At 63.5% G+C, this 18,970-nt stretch carries 15 protein-coding genes; 8 read left to right on the forward strand and 7 right to left on the reverse strand.

Features of this window, described 5'->3' with window-relative positions; translation table 11 throughout:
• The first annotated feature begins 164 nt into the window (after positions 1-164).
• The gene (gene ybiO, locus CMN27_RS16505) at positions 165-2,582 is read left to right on the forward strand and encodes a mechanosensitive channel protein (RefSeq protein WP_293628233.1); all 2,418 of its coding nucleotides are present in this window, start codon (positions 165-167) and stop codon (positions 2,580-2,582) included.
• 488 nt (positions 2,583-3,070) lie between these two features.
• Here the strand turns inward: ybiO and CMN27_RS16510 are convergent, their stop codons facing one another.
• The 6 genes from CMN27_RS16510 to CMN27_RS16535 all read right to left on the reverse strand — a co-directional run bounded on the left by CMN27_RS16510 (position 3,071) and on the right by CMN27_RS16535 (position 8,690).
• Positions 3,071-3,469, reverse strand: coding sequence for a hypothetical protein (locus tag CMN27_RS16510; RefSeq protein WP_293628234.1), 399 nt, complete (start codon positions 3,467-3,469; stop codon positions 3,071-3,073).
• A 429-nt stretch (positions 3,470-3,898) separates the two neighbouring features.
• The gene (locus CMN27_RS16515; RefSeq protein WP_293628236.1) at positions 3,899-5,674 is read right to left on the reverse strand and encodes an SLC13 family permease; all 1,776 of its coding nucleotides are present in this window, start codon (positions 5,672-5,674) and stop codon (positions 3,899-3,901) included.
• A 105-nt stretch (positions 5,675-5,779) separates the two neighbouring features.
• Positions 5,780-6,169 carry a rhodanese-like domain-containing protein gene (locus tag CMN27_RS16520; protein ID WP_293628238.1) on the reverse strand — a complete coding sequence of 130 codons (390 nt, stop codon included), beginning with the start codon at positions 6,167-6,169 and terminating at the stop codon, positions 5,780-5,782.
• Positions 6,170-6,202: 33 nt separating this feature from the next.
• Positions 6,203-7,144 carry a LysR family transcriptional regulator gene (locus tag CMN27_RS16525; protein ID WP_293628240.1) on the reverse strand — a complete coding sequence of 314 codons (942 nt, stop codon included), beginning with the start codon at positions 7,142-7,144 and terminating at the stop codon, positions 6,203-6,205.
• 14 nt (positions 7,145-7,158) lie between these two features.
• On the reverse strand, positions 7,159-7,386 hold the full coding sequence (locus tag CMN27_RS16530) for a hypothetical protein (RefSeq protein WP_293628242.1): 228 nt from the start codon (positions 7,384-7,386) through the stop codon (positions 7,159-7,161).
• Positions 7,387-7,451: 65 nt separating this feature from the next.
• Complete coding sequence (locus CMN27_RS16535) at positions 7,452-8,690, reverse strand: urate hydroxylase PuuD (RefSeq protein ID WP_293628244.1); 1,239 nt, start codon at positions 8,688-8,690, stop codon at positions 7,452-7,454.
• 501 nt (positions 8,691-9,191) lie between these two features.
• On the opposite strand from CMN27_RS16535, the gene CMN27_RS16540 reads away from it, so the two are divergent.
• On the forward strand, positions 9,192-9,929 hold the full coding sequence (locus CMN27_RS16540; RefSeq protein WP_293628246.1) for a GntR family transcriptional regulator: 738 nt from the start codon (positions 9,192-9,194) through the stop codon (positions 9,927-9,929).
• 13 nt (positions 9,930-9,942) lie between these two features.
• On the opposite strand, the gene uraD is transcribed toward CMN27_RS16540, so the two are convergent.
• On the reverse strand, positions 9,943-10,473 hold the full coding sequence (gene uraD / locus CMN27_RS16545; RefSeq protein WP_293628248.1) for a 2-oxo-4-hydroxy-4-carboxy-5-ureidoimidazoline decarboxylase: 531 nt from the start codon (positions 10,471-10,473) through the stop codon (positions 9,943-9,945).
• Between the two features lie 462 nt (positions 10,474-10,935).
• On the opposite strand from uraD, the gene CMN27_RS16550 reads away from it, so the two are divergent.
• The 6 genes from CMN27_RS16550 (at position 10,936) to CMN27_RS16575 (ending at position 18,809) form a co-directional block, all read left to right on the forward strand.
• Positions 10,936-12,342, forward strand: coding sequence for a nucleobase:cation symporter-2 family protein (locus CMN27_RS16550; protein ID WP_293628250.1), 1,407 nt, complete (start codon positions 10,936-10,938; stop codon positions 12,340-12,342).
• Positions 12,343-12,386: 44 nt separating this feature from the next.
• Positions 12,387-12,740, forward strand: a complete 354-nt coding sequence (uraH, locus tag CMN27_RS16555) for a hydroxyisourate hydrolase (protein WP_293628252.1) — start codon at positions 12,387-12,389, stop codon at positions 12,738-12,740.
• A 69-nt stretch (positions 12,741-12,809) separates the two neighbouring features.
• Complete coding sequence (locus tag CMN27_RS16560; protein WP_293628254.1) at positions 12,810-14,165, forward strand: 8-oxoguanine deaminase; 1,356 nt, start codon at positions 12,810-12,812, stop codon at positions 14,163-14,165.
• Positions 14,166-14,212: 47 nt separating this feature from the next.
• On the forward strand, positions 14,213-17,041 hold the full coding sequence (locus CMN27_RS16565) for a molybdopterin cofactor-binding domain-containing protein (protein WP_293628256.1): 2,829 nt from the start codon (positions 14,213-14,215) through the stop codon (positions 17,039-17,041).
• 14 nt (positions 17,042-17,055) lie between these two features.
• Positions 17,056-17,598, forward strand: coding sequence for a (2Fe-2S)-binding protein (locus CMN27_RS16570; protein WP_366515481.1), 543 nt, complete (start codon positions 17,056-17,058; stop codon positions 17,596-17,598).
• A gap of 2 nt (positions 17,599-17,600) precedes the next feature.
• Positions 17,601-18,809: a cytochrome c gene (locus tag CMN27_RS16575; RefSeq protein WP_293628260.1), complete on the forward strand. Its 1,209-nt coding sequence runs from the start codon at positions 17,601-17,603 to the stop codon at positions 18,807-18,809.
• Positions 18,810-18,970 lie beyond the last annotated feature (161 nt).

Genomic DNA, 18,970 nt, shown 5'->3' on the forward strand with positions numbered 1-18,970 from the left:
GCGCATGGCCTCATCCACGCTCGCACAACGCCTCGCGGCTTGTGCGCAATTTGTCACATGCGGCCGGTGCATTCATCATGCACCGTGAATTACGACTGGCCGGCGCGTTTGCGCCCGCGGTAACGGTCATTACGTTCTGCTGTTCCTGCCAAGGAAAGACATCTATGAATCGAGTTGGTGCTTCGCGGTCCGCGTGGGACGCCCTGCGAATATTCGTTCTGTTTTTTGCACTTATGGTCGCCGTCATCGCCCCCCAGGCGATGGCCCAACAGAGCGATGCGCCCAGCGGCGATAACGCCAGCGAAGTGCTGCCTCTGACCCAGCTTGCCGATCTGCTCGAAAACGATGAAGCGCGCGCGCAGATCGTCGATCAGCTGCGTCAGGCGGCCCAGGCGGGCGAGGCCGAGAACGCCGACAGCCCACTGCCGCCACCGCCCGATACCGCTGAGGATCCGGCCCTGGACAAAGCGCCCGATGGCGCCGGCGCCGAGCAGGCCGCCGCGAGTCAGGAACGGGTGTCCTTTGCCCGCCAGTTCGCACAAACGACAGCGGCCTGGGCCGAAGTGATCGGCGAGCGTGTATCGGCGACCTGGGCGATGCTTACCTCCCTGGATGAGGACCGCGGGCCGGGCCCCGAATTCGACATGTCGGCGTTCGTGACTGCGCTGACGACTTTCGGCCTGGTCGCGGTAGCGACCGTGGTCTCCTTCTTCGTACTGCGGTTTCTGGCCGGTACGCTGTTCTCGGCCATCGGACGGTTTTCGCAACGTGCTGAAACCGGTGCGGGCGTACTCATTCGACGTGGCACGGCGATCGTCCTCGCCGTGATCGTGGATATCGCCGTTGTGCTGCTGGCCTGTGGCGCGGGCTATCTGGCCGGACTCTATGCCTTTGGCGAAGCAGGCAGCATCGGTACCCGCGAGTCGTTGTTCATCAACGCGTTCGCGCTCGTCGAGCTCACCAAGGTCGCAATTCGCGCGGTGTTCGCAGCGCGCTACGACAGTCTGCGCCTGATCAGCATTCCCAGCGATATTGCCCACTGGTGGAGCATTCGACTGCGGTGGTTCGTGGGCATCATCGGCTACGGTCTGCTGGTTGTGGTGCCGATCATCAACGTGCAGCTGTCGTTCTTCCTGGGTGCGGTTGTGAGCTTTTTGCTCATGGGCGGCGCCTATATCTACGCGCTGGCGGTCATCTTCAAGAATCGCGAGCTGTTCAATGCCCGCCTGCAGCGCATGTCGGAAAACGCGTCGATCGGTTTCTTCGGCGTCCTGTTCCGGCTCATGTCGAAACTGTGGGTGATTCTGGCCGTGGCCTACTTCACTACGCTGTTCGTCTCCAGCCAGGTTGATCCGAGCAATGCGCTGCCGTTCATGCTTTCGGCCACGCTCGAGACGCTCGTTGCGGCGGCGGTGGCCCTGGGTATTTCCGGGCTGCTGTCGAAGGCGATCGGCAAGCGTTTGACCTTCTCGGACAATGTGCGCAGCAAGCTGCCGATGCTCGAGGCACGGGTGAACTCCTATGTCCCGACCGCGCTCAAGGTCATCCGGGTGCTGATCCTGGTCGCCTTCGCACTGGTCGTGGCCAATGCATGGGATCTGTTCGATCTCGGCGCCTGGCTGTCTTCGGATGCGGGACTGAATACGGTCTCCACGCTCACGCGGGTTGCCATCGTGCTGGTGGCGGCGGCGCTGCTGTGGCTGATCGCCGCGAGCATCATCGAGCACCGGCTCAACCCGAATACCGGCGCCGGCAAGCCCACCGCACGTCAGGAGACGCTGCTGGAGCTGTTCCGCAACGCGCTGGCGATCGTGATCATCACCATGACGCTGATGATTTCGCTATCGCAGATCGGGGTGGATATCGGGCCGCTGATCGCTGGCGCCGGTGTGCTCGGTCTGGCCATCGGTTTCGGTGCCCAGAAGCTGGTGCAGGACATCATCACGGGCGTGTTCATTCAGCTCGAGAACGCGATGAATACCGGCGACGTTGTGACCGTGGGCGGTATCACGGGTACCGCGGAACGACTCACCATCCGTTCGGTGGGCATCCGTGATCTGGACGGCTCCTACCACATCGTACCGTTCTCCTCGGCCAGCACGGTGACCAACTACCAGCGCGACTTCGCCTACTTCCGTACCGAGTACGGCATCGGCTATCGCGAAGATATCGACAACGCCGTGTACCACCTGCGCGAGGCGTTCGAGGAGCTCAAGGCCGACGAGAACGTCAACGGCAATATCCTCGAGGATATGACCGTTCCGGGCGTGACCGCGCTGGCCGACAGTTCGGTCAATATCCGCATCATGATCAAGACCAAGCCCGGCACCCAGTGGGGCGTGGGCCGTGCCTTCAATCGTCTGGTCAAGATGCATTTCGACCGTGCCGGCATCGAAATCCCGTTCCCGCACCAGACGCTCTACTTCGGCGAGGACCGGGACGGCAAGGCGCCGCCCGCGAATCTGCGCATCATCGATGCGGGCCCGGAAGAGCGCCACGACGATGCGCCGCGTAAGCAGCGGCGCAAGGGCGATGATGCGGCGCCCGAGGAAACGGGCGACGCCCCGGCCGACGATAACTAGGCCGCGTTTGTTGCCAGTAAAAAAGCCCGTGGCCGGATTGGCCACGGGCTTTTTTTATACGTTGTGGGCTTTTCAAGCGAGGGCGATAGCCTTTCGGGCAGCCGCGGCGAAGACCGCGGCGGGCAGGGCCGATCGGCCGACGGCACAGCAGGTCGCTGCGCAACCAAATTCCACGAGCCTCGTTTCTGCGCATAAATTAGCCGCGGGTGGGCCAGCGCTGTGACGACCGGCGTTTGCGCCGCCTATGCTCGCTTTGTCCACAGCCTTATCCCAAGGCTGTGTGCACAAAGCCGGGCCCATATCCGTGTCTGCCGTGGATCGGCAAAACCTACGCCCGTCAAGGCCTGCCGTCTTTGATTAATTATTGTCCAGCACGCTGTAAATGCACGTCCGACAAGGCTTGCCGCGTTTTGACTACGGGTTATCCACAGGGTTTTCCAGCGCGATTGTGAAAACTGTTTCGTGGCCTGTTTGACCCGGCACGGGGTCTAGGCGTCCGATTCCGCTTCGGATTCGGTCCAGTCCCGTGCCCAGCCCTCGTCGTCGCGAAACATCTCATCCCCGGCATGCTGGGTAAACTCGATGGCGATACGTTCGCGCGGCACGTCAAGGTGTTCCACGCAAAGATCAAGCAGGGCGACGGCCAGTTGTTCGCGCCACTCGGTCGGCCGACCACGGCGGATATCGCACATCATGACAACGCCCGGTTCCGGCTCGCCTTCGCCGCAGCGCCACAGGCTGCCATCGGTGAGTTCGCGAAAACCCACGCTCACGCGGCGCGGCGTGGTATGCATGCGCTCGGCATATGTTTCGCCCAGCCGCCGGGCCAGCGTGCGTTTGGTTTCCTGGGGATAGGCGCTCGGCACGTCGAGTTGCAGATAGGGCATGGAATGATTCCGTTCGTTTGATGAAGGCACATGAATGCATATCAAAGCCAGCGCGTGCAATGCGCGGTACGCATCACCGCGACGGACGGCGCTGGTCGAAAATTGATCGCGAACCGTTAACGCCTGCTGCCGTGGGCGATTGCGCGGTTTGCGCGCATCTTTTCCACAGGCTTGTCCCGTGCTTTTGTGAGTAAAGCCGTCGCCGGCGCCGCCTGCTTGACGCGCCATGGTTCCTGGCGTGTTCGTGGTCGTGGCACGAGAGGTGATCGGGCGATTGGCATCGAACGTCCGCGCGCTGATCAATTTTTGTTCGATACGTCGACAACGCCCGCGCCGCAAGGCGTTGATGGCTTTGCCAACGGCTTATCCACAGCGTTGTCAAAAGCCGGTGTGCACAACGCCAGGTGGCGCGATCCGGCCGGGCGATGGTTAGCCGGCCAGGGGCCAGACCCAGGGCGCCAGCGCGATCGTGACGGCCCCCACCAGCAGCGTCAGTGGCGCACCGAGACGCAGGAAATCGGTGAAGCGATAGCCGCCCGGCCCGTAGACCATGAGGTTGGTCTGATAACCGATAGGCGTCAGAAAGCTTGCCGAGGCGCCGATAGCGACCACAACGGCATAAGCCATCGGCGCGTTTGATGCCCCTAGCGCCAGGTTGACGGCAATGGGCAGCATGATCACCGCCGCTGCGTTATTGGTGACGATCGAAGAGATCAGCACCGTGCTCACGAACAGGCCGGTGAGCGCCGCATACGTCGAGCCACCGGCCAGGCCGATGAACCCATGGGCGAGCGTTTCGGCCAGCCCGGTCTGTTCGACGGCCGAGCCGATACCGATCGCCGCGCCGATCGCCACCAGCAAGGACCAGTCGATGGTCTTGCGCACCGAGCTCAGCGAGCAGCAGCCGGTAATCACCATGAGAGCAGCGCTCGCGAGTGCTGCGTTGAGAATGTCGATTGCGCCGATGGCCACGGAGATCACCAGCAGGGCAATGAGGCCGATGGCGGTATAGGCGCGCTGGTGCTGGGGCGGGTTCGAGTCCTCGACCGTACTCACGAGGAAGAAATCCCGCGAATGCCGCTGCTGCGCCGCGAACGAAGGCCTTGCTTCGAGTAGCAGCGTGTCGCCCGGCTGGAGCACGATATCGCCGATCTTGCGGTGGATGCGCGCGCCGTCGCGGGCGACCGCGAGTACGACGGCCTGATACTGGCCGCGAAAACCGCCTTCGCGAATCGTTTTCCCGACCAGCGGGCAGCTATGGGAAACCACGGCCTCGATGAGCACGCGCGCACGGCGTGGCGTATCCAGCTTGAAAATCTGTTCGGTGGCCGGCACCAGGCCGCGGGTCTTGTGCAGATGCACGACGGAATCGACGATCCCCACGAACACGAGTCGATCTTCACCCTGCAAGGGCTCGCGCGGTGATACTGCGGGCAGGATATGGCCATCGCGTTCGATCTCGGCCAGATACATGCCCGGCAGCTGGCGCAGTCCTGCGTCCTCGATGGTCTGGCCCTCGAGTGGACCGCCGGCGGCCACCATCATCTCCACGCTGTATTCGCGCGGATTGTCCATGCGTTCCAGTGCCGGCATGCGATCGGGCAGCAGCCAACGCCCGGCCAGGATCATGAAGATCGTGCCGAGGACCGTGATCGGTACGCCCACCCAGGCGAGTTCGAACATGCCCAGACCCTCATCCAGCCCCTGCTGGACCAGCAGGCTGTTGACCAGCAGGTTGGTGCTTGTACCGATCAGGGTGCAGGTGCCGCCAAGGATGGTGGCGAAGCTCAACGGCATCATCAGCTTCGATACGGACAGCCGGTGTTTTCTGCACCAGTCCGAGACCGCCGGAATCAGCGCCGCCACCACGGGCGTATTGTTAAGAAATGCGCTCAGGATCGCGGTGGGAACGATCAACTGGGTCTGGGCATGGGCCGTCGAGCGCGGTTTGCCGAGCACGCGCGCGGCCAACATCTGGGTCGCACCCGTATCCCGCAGTCCGGCGACAACCACGTACAGCGCGGCGACGGTGATCACCCCCGGATTGGCGAAGCCCATAAACGCGGACTCGGCATCGATTACGCCGCTTAGCAGCAGGGCGATTAAAGCGCCGACCAGCACCGCGTCGACCGCGATTGGGGTGAACGCGAGCGCGCAGAATGCAGCGACCAGAACGGCCAGCGTGAACAGTGCGGCTAGCGACACGCGTTGTCATCCCCATGGCCTGCGCAGGCGGCTGGCGGCTGCGACGCCCACGGCCTGACGCTTCGATGCCGAGCCTCAAGGCCGGCGCCGGGGACGGGGCGATATTCAGTCACGGCCGACTTCGTGCTGTTCTTCTGTCCAGCGATCGAAGCCGCCCTCCATATGGGCAACGCCCTCCAGCCCCATATCCTGCAGCGTGGCCGCCGCGAGCGCCGATCGCCAGCCCTTGTTGCAGTAGAGGATCAATGTCTGCGCCTGGGCCAGTTCAGGCTTGTGGTAGGGGCTTTCCGGGTCGATCCAGAATTCGAGCATGCCGCGCGGCACGTGCAGCGAATCCGGGATACAGCCATCGCGTTTGCGTTCGCGCACGTCGCGCACATCAACGATCAGTACGCCCTCATCGTGTCGCCGGCCGGCCACGTCGTCCGGCGAAAGGGTGGTCACGCGTTGCTGTGCGCGGGCGACCAGGTCGTGAACGGACAGGGTGACGGGCATGGCGAACTCCGTGGCGAACGAGGCCGTTTTATATCATGGTGTGGCGCATACCGAGTGTCTTGATGTGCTTTGTTGCGAGGGTGCAATCGGCGCGAATTTGTCGATCAGGAAGTCCACGAAGGCTCGCACCTTTCGCGACAGATAGCGCCGATGGGCATAGAGCACGAAAAAAGCCGAATCGTCGTGCGGGTACTCGGTCAGCACCGGCGTCAGCCGTGCGGCGGCGATATCGGGGGCCACCAGCCAGTGTGAAAGCCTGGCCAGGCCGACGCCCGAGCGTACGGCTTCGTGCAGTGCGTCTGCAGTGTTGGCGCGAAAGCTGCCATGCATGCGAAGTACGCGGGTGCCGTGTTCTGCGTCGGTAAATGCCCAGTCGTTGAATTCGTCGAGTGTAGACAGGGTGAGGCAGTTATGCGCGATCAGGTCTTCGGGCGCGCGCGGGGTGCCGTTTCGCGCCAGATAGGCGGGCGCGGCGCAGATGATACGGCGGTTGATACACAGACGGCGGGCGACAATATCCGGATCGTCCACCTGTTCGCGCCACTGAATGGCGACATCGAGTCCATCCTCGACGAGATCGACATGGCGGTCGGTGAGCTCGAATTCGATATCGATCTGCGGGTAGCGAGCCATGAACTCATTGATCAAGGGCAGGACCTGCACCCGCCCGAAGGAGACGGTGGCCGCGATACGAAGCGTGCCCCAGGGCTCGGTGCTCATCGCGCCCGCCGCATTTTCGGCCTCTTCGATCGCTCGCAGAATCTCGACGCAGCGCTGATGGTAATGCTGTCCGGCTTCGGTGAGATGGATACGGCGCGTCGTACGCTGAAACAGGCGCGTATGCAGGCGTTCTTCGAGCCGGCGTATCTGCTTGCTTACTGCCGATGGGGTCAGGCCCAGCTCGCGCGCGGCGGCCGAAAAACCGCCGGCGTCCACCGCCCGTACGAAGATCGTCATTTCCGTGGTCTTGTCCATGGCCGTTGCCCTGTTTATGCCGGCACGGCACAGGTGATATGCCAGCGAGCCGGATGATGACGTGCCGGGTCGTCGTTATCTTGCGGCCTCGTGATTCGCTTGGCCGTGCCGGTTCTGCCCGAGGAGTTGTCGTCATGCTGTTCGTAACGCCGGTCAAGCCGGTCGACCGAAAACTCGGTACGGATGCTGCGGCGCGCCGCGAGCAGGCCGACCGCGAGTTCGAACGTTTCAAAGCGCGGCATGGTTCGTTCGCGCGCTATGCACGTCCGCCGATCTAGAAAACTGGGGGGGAGTAAACCGTCAGGTCCTAGGAACCGTCGGCGCGCCAGTTCGCGATCGCCTGGCGTTCTTCGTCGGTGATACCGGTGATATTGCCAAGCGGCATGTAGCCGCTGGCCACCGCCTGTTTGATCTGGGCCCGATGCGCACGGATGCGCGCGTCGCTATCCAGCATGATGCCCGCCGGTGCGGCGCTGAAGCTCTCGCTGCTCGGGTTTTCGGCGTGGCACTCGCTGCAGCGCTGCGCAATGATGTCGTGAACGCGGGCGAAGGGGGTGGCGTCGGCCGTATCGGTGCGCGTCGCCGGGTCGGTGCCGGGCGGCGTGGACGACAACGATGCCAGCGGTGCGGTCAATACGAAGGCGGCGATAATGAACAGGCCGCCAGCGATGGCAAACATCGGCCGGATGTGGCCGGCGTGCATGGACACGAAAAACTGTCGGATCAGCGCGCCGGCGACGATGAACAGCACGATCACGACCCAGGCATAAGGGTCGGTATACAGGAAGGCATAGTGGTTGCTGAGCATCAGCAAGACCACCGGCAGGGTGAAATAGGTGTTATGAACCGAGCGCTGTTTGCCGCGCTTGCCATCCAGCGGGTCCGGCGTCTGCCCGTGCATCATGGCCGCGACCATGCGCCGTTGCCCGGGAATGATCCAGAAATAGACGTTGGCGGTCATGGCGGTGGCCATTACCGCGCCCACCAGCACGAACGCGGCACGCCCGGCGAATATGTGCGTGGCCAGATAGGCCACGGCCACCATCATCAGCGCAACCGCCACACCGAGTACGCCGTCGCGCTGCATGGTGGGGCTGATGCGTTTGCACAGTTCGTTGTAGATCAGCCAGCCCAGCGCGAGAAAGACGAGCGCGGCGATATTGGCCTGCCATCCGGTCATCGCCGCAGCCCAGGCCCAGTCGCTTTGCGGATCGACCAGATAGATCTCGGGCCGGGTCAGATAGAGCAGGGCGAACAGGGCGAAACCGGACAACCAGGTCGTATAGGCCTTGAGATAGGACCAGTGCAGATCGTCGGGCAGCTTGGCCGGGGCGCTGGCGTATTTCTGGTTGTGATAGAAGCCGCCGCCGTGCACGGCCCACATTTCGCCGGCCACGCCGTTACGGGCATCCTCGGCGCTGGCCGGTTTCTTCAGGCCGTTGTCGAGCATCACGAAATAGAAGGATTCGCCGATCCAGGCGATCGCTGCGATCACGTGCAGCCAGCGCAGCAGCATGTTGCCGAATTCGATCAGAAAAGCCTGCATTCATATCCCCTGGACGGATGGCGTGGCTCCTGGGCAACGGGCGTGTCGTGCCAGTCCGTATGATCGGTTGCCGACGCTAATCGACACGGCGAGCCGTTTTTAGAGTACAACCGCGCCTGTTTTTTGTATACAAAATGGGCTCGGGCGATCGGCCACGCGCCGCCGCAGGACATGCCGCCGGCGCGGGCAACCGTAAACGCCGTGGCAGACGCTGCCACCGGATTGGCGGATGCGTCGGGCCGTGAACGCGCACCCGTGGCCCGGCTGTGGCTGCAACCGAAACGAACCAGAACCGGTGCCGCGGGTAGTGTGACGACACGCCGCGCGGGCGTGATGGCGAGCGTGGCCTGCCGCGCCTGGGCGTGTCCCGCGTATGATGGGCACGAATGTCGCGGCCCCGGACGAAGGCGAACAGCTGTCGGGGTCGACCGCCATCAGCAAGGCGTCCATTTTCAATTCGTGTGCTCGGCTTGCCGAGACCCGCTGCAAGGAACGATCGCGATGCCCGAGATCAGCGAATCGCATAATCCGCTGCCCGATGCCCAGCAGATCGCCAGCCCCTCGGGCCGGCGTACGGATCAGGATATCTATCGCGCGATCGCGAACGCGATATTCGAGCAACGCCTGCCCTCGGGCACCAAACTGCCCGAGGACAGCCTCGGGGATATCTTCGCGGTGAGCCGTACGGTGGTGCGCAAGGCGTTGTTTCGTCTGGCCAGTGAAAAGCTGGTCGATATCCGGCCCAATCGCGGCGCGATGGTCGCCAGCCCCACGATCGAAGAAGCGCGCGATGTGTTCCAGTCGCGCCGGATCATCGAGGCAGCCAGCGTGGAGGCAGCGATGCAGCGTATGACCGACGACGGCCGCACGCGTCTGGAACGGCTCGTGCTCAAGGATCATGCCGCTCACCAGGAACGCAGCCGCCGGCACTGGATTCGTTATTCCGGGGCCTTTCATCTGGAGATCGCCGAGATCGCGGGCAATCAGGTGCTCAAGGCTTTTCTGAAGGAGTTGATCGGGCGGACTTCGTTGATCATCGGCCTCTACGAACCGATGCAGCGCACCGTATGTACCTACGATGAGCACCAGCATCTGCTCGAGGCGATGACCGGCGGCGATATCGCGCATGGGGTGCAGACCATGGTCGATCATCTGATCGATTGCGAGCAGCGCCTTGGCCTGGAACGCCGCGACCGCGATATCGATCTGCGCGCGATATTCGCCGACGGCGGCGATTGAGCAGTCGCCGGGCCTAATCGAGGAGCGCCGCCAGGCGAAAACGCGCGATGCGGTGAATCTCGTCCAGCGCACGGCGTCGTTCGGTGGCGGCGTCGTTATCCAGGCGCGCCTGCATGGCAGCGAGAATCTCCTCGCGCGTGAGGCCCTTGACCGCGACGATGAACGGAAAACCGAACTTTTGGGTATAGGCGTCGTTGAGCGCCTGCAGGCGTTCGTATTGCTCGGGCGTGCAGCCGTCTAGCCCGGCCCCGGCCTGTTCGCGTGCCGATTCGGCGGTCAGCCCGCCCGCCACGGCGAGTTTGCCGCCCAGATCCGGATGGGCCCGGATGAGCGTCATCTGCTGTGTCTCGTCGGCCTGTTCGACCACCTGCCGCATTGCCTGTGCCAGCGGCTCGCGCTGTGCCAGCGCGCTTTTGTCGGCGTCTTGCCAGACCGTGCGCGCAACCCACGGCGAGTGTTCGTAGACGGCGCCGAAGGTGTCTACGAATTCGTGTTCGTCCATGTGCTCGACGCAGGGGCGGTGAGGCGGGGCGGTATCGGTCATCGGTTGTCTCCAATTGGCATGATCGTTGGTTGGTCAAATCGATGCGCAAAGCCATACGCCAGACCGACCCAATGCAAAACTCATTTCGGATTGTATCGAATCACGAGTTGACGAATGTTCCAGTTGTAGATAGAAATTGTATTCAATATGGGGGTCAAGGCACGCTATGCGACTCAGTCGGCACCCGTGAGGGCATGACCGGTGGGTGGTCCGACCGCTGGGAGCTTGTGCGGTTCGATCGCATGGCCGCCTGCTGTTTTGACGGAATCACAGCCTTCGGGCCGCGCGCTGCCAGTGCGCCTGCCCGGGCAGCCACGGGGGCCGTGCTAATCGAGAAGGGGCGCTGCAGCGGCGAAGCCGCCCTGCACGGCGTTTCGCCCGGCCAACCGGCGAGCGCATTCGATACGAATAATAAAGCCGGCACAGATCGTCTGTGCGAACGGCCAATGAGGAGATAATTCGATGTCCGACGCGCCTGACGCGGCCAGCGATCCCGAGCTGTGTGCGGCCGATCGCCGGCCACCGTTCGCCCAGCTTTTGCCCATGGGAATCCAGCACGTGCTGGTCATGTATGCCGGCACGATCGCGGTCGCGCTGATCGTGGGCGGCGCGCTCGAACTGTCGCGCGCGGATATTTCGTATCTGATCATGGCCGATCTGCTGTGCTGCGGTATCGGCACGCTGATTCAGTCGCTGGGCATCTGGGTCTTCGGGATTCGTATGCCGATCGTGATGGGGTCGAGCTTCGTTACGGTCGGGCCGATGGTGGCCATGGCGACCAGTGGCGAGGTCGGTATTGCCGGTATTTTCGGGGCCACGGTCGTGTCCGGTATCTTCGGCGTGTTGCTGGTGCCGTTTTTCACCCGACTGCTCAAGTTCTTTCCGCCCCTGGTTACCGGTACGGTGATCGCCTCGATCGGTATCTCGCTCATGCCGGTCGGTATCAACTGGGCCGCGGGCGGCGTCGGCGCCGCCGATTTCGGCGCGCCGGTCAATGTGGGCCTGGCCGTATTCGTGCTCGCCTGTATTCTGACCATCAACCGTCTCGGGCGCGGAATCTGGGTCAATATCTCGGTATTGCTGGGGCTTCTGGTCGGCTATATCGTCGCGTTGCCGCTGGGCGTGGTCAGTCTCGACGGCCTCGCGTCGCAGCCGGTGGTCGGTATCGTGACACCGCTGCATTTCGGCATGCTCGAGTTTCCGCTGTCGGGCATCATCGCGATGTGCATCATCATGGTGGTCACGCTGGTGGAATCCACCGGTATGTGTCTGGCGCTGGGCGAAATGGTGGGCAAACCGGTGGATCGCGGGCTGCTCAATCGCGGCCTCTACGGCGACGGCATCGCGACCACGATCGCCGGCTTTCTGAACGGTTTCCCGCATACCTCGTTTTCCCAGAACGTCGGGCTGGTGGGCATGACCGGCGTGACCAGCCGGTTCGTGACCGTGGTATCGGGTGTCGTGCTGATCCTGTTGAGCCTGTTTCCGCAGGCGGCGTTCGTGGTCGCCTCCATCCCCAAGCCGGTGCTCGGCGGGGCGGGGCTGGTGATGTTCGGCATGGTCGCATCGGCCGGTATCAACATCATGACCAAAGCGGATATGGCCCAGCGCAGCAATCAGCTCGTGTTCGCGGTATCGATCGGCTTCGGCATGATTCCGCTGGCCGCGCCCGGTTTCTTTGCCGTGTTTCCCGACTGGACCGCGCCGATCGTCCACAGCGGCATTCTGCTGACCACGGTCGCCGCCGTGGTGACTAACCTGTTGCTCAACGGCCCGGAAGCGGTCGCAGAGCAAGACGATACGGCCGCGCGCGCCGTGCTCGAAGACGCCGCCGCGCGCCAGCACGAGCCGGCAACCGGCCGGGATTGAACGCCGGACGTGAACGCGCCGACACTGACGACTAGAGGAAGATCATGGGCTATCTCACCACACACGTACTCGATACGGCCAATGGCTGTCCTGGGACGGGTATCGATATCGTGGTCCGGCGTATCGATGCCGAGGCCGTGCAGACGATCACCCGGGCCACTACGAATGCCGACGGGCGCTGCGACCAACCGCTGGTAGCCGATGCGGCATTTGCCGTGGGCCGCTACGAACTCGTGTTTTCGGTGGGCGCCTATTTCGCCGGCCGGCGGGAAACGCTCGACGAGCCCGCCTTCATCGACGAAGTGGTGATCCGATTTGGCGTTGCCGATGCCGAAGCGCATTACCACGTACCGCTGCTGGTTTCCCCCTATGGCTACAGCACCTATCGCGGCAGCTGAGCCCAGCGGCCGCGAGGCCGGCCGTCAATGGCGGGCCTGTTGGCCTGCCCACATCAAGGAGCCGAACGAATGGCCACCACCATGCTACGCAACGCGGCGTTCATCGCTACCATGGACGACCACGACACCATACGCCGCGATGCCAGTATCCGTATCGTCGATGGACACATCGACGCGATTGGTGCCGCTGATGAAATAACCGGCCATGCCGACGAGACGATCGATGCCAGCGGCCATATCCTGATTCCGGGGCTGGTCAATACCCATCATCATTTCTATCAGACGCTCACGCGCAACCTGCCGGCCGGGCAGAACAGCAACCTGTTCAACTGGCTGGTCGCCCACTATCCGATCTGGGCGCGCATGGATGCGACGTCGATCGATGTGAGCACGCGTATCGCCATCGCCGAGCTGATGCTTTCGGGCTGTACGACCGCGGCCGACCATACCTATATCTGGCCCAACAATGCCCGTGTCGACGACCAGATTCATGCGGCCCGGGAGATGGGCTTTCGTTTTCATGCCGCACGCGGCTCGATGTCGGTCGGCCAGTCGCGCGGCGGGCTGCCGCCCGATCATGCCGTCGAGGCCGAGGATTTCATCCTGTCGGATTCGCAGCGCGTGATCGAGACGTATCACGATGATCGCGCCGGGGCGATGACCCGTATCGTGCTCGCGCCCTGCTCGCCGTTTTCGGTGTCCACCGATCTCATGCGCGAAACAGCCAAGATGGCGCGGCATTACGGCGTGCATCTGCATACCCATCTGGCCGAAACCCTGGACGAGGAACACTACTGCCGCGAGCTGTTCGGCCAGACGCCGGTCGAATATGCCGAGGCCAACCACTGGGTTGGCGACGACGTGTGGTTCGCGCATATGGTGCATCCGCACGAAGCCGAAATCGCGCGGCTGGGCGCGCATCGATGCGGCGTGGCGCATTGCCCGAGTTCCAACATGCGTCTGGCCTCGGGTGTGGCGCCGGTCAAGGCGCTCCAGGCCGCCGGTGCGCGCGTTGGCCTCGGTGTCGATGGCTCGGCCTCCAACGACAGCTCGCATATGCTCAGCGAGGCGCGCCAGGCGATGCTGCTCCAGCGTCTGCAGAACGGGCCCGACGCGCTGAGCGCGACCGAGGCATTGCGTCTGGCCACGCGTGGCGGTGCCGAGGTGCTCGGGCGTGACGATATCGGCTACCTCGCACCGGGGATGGCCGCGGATATCGTGGGTTATCGCCTCGACAGCCTGCCGCTGGCCGGCGGCGCGGTGCACGATCCGCTGGCCGCACTGGTGTTCTGTCTACCACCGCAGGTGGATCTGAGCCTGATCAACGGCCGGCTGCGGGTTCATCGCGGGCAATTGCTCGGCGTGGATATCCCGCAGCTCGTGGCACGTCATAACGCTGCCGCGACCGCTTTGATCAACGGCTAGCCGCCGACAGTCCCCGCACTCTGTTTCAACCAGACAAAAACGAAACAATGCCCCAATTCAGTCAATCCCGTCGTCGATTCCTCAAGCACTCGGTCGTAGCGGGCGTGAGTACCTATGTCGCCAGCCTCGCGAGCCCGAGCTTCGCGGCGTTGTTCGAACAGGACATCCTGTCGCCGACCGCCCAGGCCTGGCGGCCTGGAGCCGGGATGAAATTCCGGCTCGACGGGATCGCCAAGGTGACCGGCAGCAAGGTTTTTGCCCGCGATATCCGTGCCCGCGACATGCCGCATTGGCCGGATACCCAGGCCCATGCCTTCATCATTCGCGCCACGCGTTGCGATCGCCGCTACGAGGGTATCGATCTGTCGGCGCTGGAGGCGGCCGGCCTCGCCCCGGATCGCGTGGTCACTGCCGAAGACATGGAGCGCGACAATATTCAGGTGCCCGAATATTACGGTCCTGCCTTCTTTCTGCCCGCCGGCGAGGCGCCGCTTTATCTGGGCTATCCGGTCGCGCTGTGCATTTACCACGATTTCGCCCGCTTTTCCGTGGCCAAGGCCCGGGTGCGTGCGGCCGAGGATGTCGTGGTCTATGGCGAGCAAACGCCGTTGCCGGAGAAACCGCCCTACGGCGCGTTTCGCTATATCCGGGCCGGTGGCGATACACCGTATGCGCCCGATCGCTTCTCTGCCTTGCAGGAAACCGTGCTCTATCCGGATTTTCGCAAGCGCCACCCCGTGTGGCCGCAGGCGCTGGAAAACGGCAAGGACAGCCAGCGCGCGATGTATTACGCCAACCAGCTCGCCGAGCAGCTGGATACGCCCCCCGACGACTGGCTGGTGTTCGAGGGTGAATACCAAACGCCCTATATCGATCATTTCGCCATGGAAGCCGACAACGCCAATTGCTGGTTCGATGCCGATGCCGGGGACATGCACCTGGTCTGTGGCAGCCAGTCGCCGGCCGAGCTGGTCGAACGCATGGCCGAGCTGAACTCGGCCAGCACCTTCGCCAGCGCACGCCTGTTTCTGCACCCGACGTATACGGTCGGTTACGGCTCGAAGGACAACTCCATCTTTCCGTATTACGGCTTGATCGCAGGGCTCTATGGCGATGGCCAGCCGGTACGCCTGGCCAACGATCGCTACGAGCAGTTCCAGGCCACGATGAAACGCCATCCGTTCACGATTCGCAATCGTCTGGCGGTGGAGCGCGAAACCGGCAAGTTTCAGATATTCAAGCAGAACCTGACCGCCAACGGCGGCGGACGGGCCAATTTCTCCAATTCCGTGGCGTTCGTGGGGGCAACGGCCGCCCAGGGCATCTATTACATGCCCAACAGCGATCTCACCGCCACGGCCGAGTTCTCGCGCATGCCGGAAGCCGGCTCGATGCGCGGTTACGGCACGATCCAGACCATGGCCGCGACCGAACTGATGGTCGACGAAATCGCCGACCAGTTGGGTATGGATCCGTTCGAACTGCGCCTGGCGAATGTCTTCAAGTCCGGCATGAAAAACACCCAGGGCGCGATTCCGGCCGGTCATCTGCGCGCTGAAGAGATTCTTCACAAGGCCCGACAACACGAGATCTGGACCCAGCGCGCGTCGCGTAAGCAGGCCTTCGAGGCCGATCACCCCGAGCAGCGCTACGGCGTGGGTTTTGCCTGTGTCCAGAAGGACTTCGGCCACGGCGCCGAAGGCGTGTTCTCGGAAGTGCGCCTGAATGCGGATGGCTCGATCGAAGTGCGCAATACCGGGGCCGAAATGGGCACCGGGTATTCCACCAGCCAGGCCGCGGTGGTCGCCCAATGGCTCGGACAGCCTGCGAATACGGTCCACACCGCCGAAACCGAGTGGGACGATCTGGCCATGACCTCGAGCGGCAATCCGTATGTGATGTCGCAGTCGGACCAGGAGGCCGCCCAGACCGATCCGCGCTGGACGCCTATGCTCCAGCAGGCCTCCAGCGCGAGCAACTCGTCCTATTATCTGTCGTTTCCGACCATCGAAGCGGCCCGCGTGATCTTCAGGCACGGGCTGTGGCCGGTTGCGCTCGAATACTGGCAGCGCGGCATCGGCGGCGGTCAGGCCGCGCCCTATGTCGTGCGCGAACAGGACGCGCGCTGGGAACACGGCAAGCTCACCGCCAATGGCATGGAGCCCTTGTCGCTGGCGTTTCTGGCCGAGCGTGCCCATGCCACCGGCCGGGTGACCGGTGCCATGGCGCACGCCTTCAATCGCTGGGAATGGTCGCGCGCGGATTATCGGATCGACGGCACCGACGAGAATCTGCCGCTCGACGGCCTGGCCGTGCGCTACGGCGACGGCGCTTCCGAGCAGAAGAAAGCGCGGATGACCAGCAAGCGAGGCTTCGAACTGCTGACGCGTTCCAACCCGTATTTCCCGCCCACGCAGCGCAACAATGCCGGGGTGACCTATTACAGCGCCTGCGCCACGCTCGTGGAGCTGGCCGTGCACACCGGCACTGGCGAGGTGTCGCTGCTCAATCATCACTCGTTTCTCGAGTGCGGCAATACCATCGTCGAGGAACTGGTGTCCGGACAGCTGCAGGGCGGGCTCGCCATGGGCATCGGCCATGCCCTGTATGAAGACATGCCGCTTTACGAAGACGGCCCGGGTAACGGCAGCTGGAACATCAATCGCTATCACGTGCCCCGGGCCAGCGAGGTCGCGGTCTGGAAGCAGAGCGCCGACATTCTGGCCCCGCTATCGCGTACCGACCCGCCCAAGGGCATTGCCGAAGTGGTGATGATTCCCGTCGTGGGCGCGATCGGCAACGGCATCGCCCACGCCATCGGTCATCATTTTCATCGTCTGCCCATTACGCCCGAGCGAATCCGGGAGGTTCTGTGAGTACTACCGACCCCATCGTCAACAAGCCGTTGCATGTCACCGTCAACGGTATCGAACAGCCCGTCGAGGACATTCCCGAGCAGTTGATGATGCTCGATTATCTCAACGAGTATCGCAATCTCACCGGCACCCGTTTTGGCTGCGGCATCGGCGTGTGTCGCGCCTGTACGGTGATCGTCGATCACGAGGATGGGCGCAGCGAGGAGATCCGCACCTGTATTACCGGCGCGCATTACTTCGAGGGTAAATCCATTCGCACCGTCGAAGGCCACGCCGAGCGCGATGAGAACGGCGATGTGGCCAAACTCTCGGAGGTCCAGCAGCAGTTTCTGGATCATTTCTCGTTTCAGTGCAGCTACTGTGCGCCGGGCTTCGTGAATGCGGCCACGGTGCTCGTCGAGCGTCTGCAACGCGAGCCGATACCGCGCTCACAGCTGGAGGCGACGATCAGCGATGCATTGGAATCGCACCTGTGTCGCTGTACCGGCTATGTGCGTTATTTTCGCGCGGTACGCGCCGCGGTGCTGGCCATGCCCGGCACGACGGTGGAGGGTTGAACATGGCGGGCTATCGACAGACAGCGGTGGCGCTCGTACTTGCCCTGAGTACCGGCACGGGCTGGGCCGCCAGTCAGGCGACAGCGAAACAGATCGAGCGCGGCCAGTATCTGGCCCGCGCGGCCGATTGTGCGGCCTGCCATACCGCCGAAGGCGGCACGCCCTATGCCGGCGGGCGGGCGATCGAGACGCCGTTCGGCAAGGTTTACGGCACCAACATCACGCCCGACGACGAATACGGCATCGGCGACTACAGTGCCGACGATTTCTATCACGTGCTCACCCAGGGCGAACTACCCGACGGCACGCAGCTGTATCCGGCCATGCCCTATACCTCGTATCACGATATCGCGCGCGAGGATTCGGATGCGATGTATGCCTATTTCATGAACCTGGACGGCGTACACGTCCAGTCGAAACAGACAGATCTGTCCTGGCCGTACTCGATGCGCTGGACACTGAATTTCTGGAACTGGATGTACGCCCCGGACGATGACGCCGGCCAGCGGCGTGCGGCAGACGACCAGCGTGGTCGTTATCTGGTCGATACGCTCGGGCATTGCGGGCAGTGCCATACCCCGCGCAACCGCTTCGGCGCGATCGAGCGCGATCGGCATCTGCAGGGCGCGGTCATTGCCGGTTGGCAGGCCCCCAGCCTCGAAGCCGAGGCGCTTGCGGCGCGCGGCTGGGACGACGCGTCATTGCGTGCGTTCATGCGCGAAGGCCGCAGTCGCCAGGGCAGCATGTACAGCGAGATGTATCCGGTCTTTCACCACAGCACGCGATATCTCGACGATGACGATCTGGCGGCGATGAGCCACTATCTGCTGGGCGAGAACCCACCGGCCGCAGCGCGTGTGGTCCAGAAGAGCCAGGCCGACGACGGCGCGGGCCGCCAGCTCTACCTCAACAGCTGCGCCGGTTGTCATGGCGCCGACGGCGAAGGCGCGCCGCATGTGGCAAGCGCGATGACCACCAACACCGCACTGCGGCTCGATAGTCCGCGCAATCTGGTCAAGATCATTCATGACGGGATCGATGCGCGGGCATTCTCCGGCTACGAACGGGTCCAGGCAATGCCCGGTTTCGGCGACGCGCTCAGCGATGCCGAGATCGCAACGCTCGCCAGCTATCTGCGCCGGCGTTGGGGCGGCCAACAAGACGCCGTCACGGCGGAGAACGTGGCCGATCTGACCAGCGCCGGCGACTGAGCAGCCCAGCGCCTGACGAGCGCGCGCCGGCCCAAGCCGGCGCGCGGCTGGGCAGTCCAACGCCGCGAGGGCAACGGTGTTGCGTTGCAGCGTTGCCGTTGGCCGCGGGCGCGCTAAACTTGCCGCGCCGATGGGCGCGCGTGGCTACGCAGGGGCCCAAG

Source organism: Salinisphaera sp., from assembly GCF_002729955.1.
Taxonomy (GTDB): domain Bacteria; phylum Pseudomonadota; class Gammaproteobacteria; order Nevskiales; family Salinisphaeraceae; genus Salinisphaera.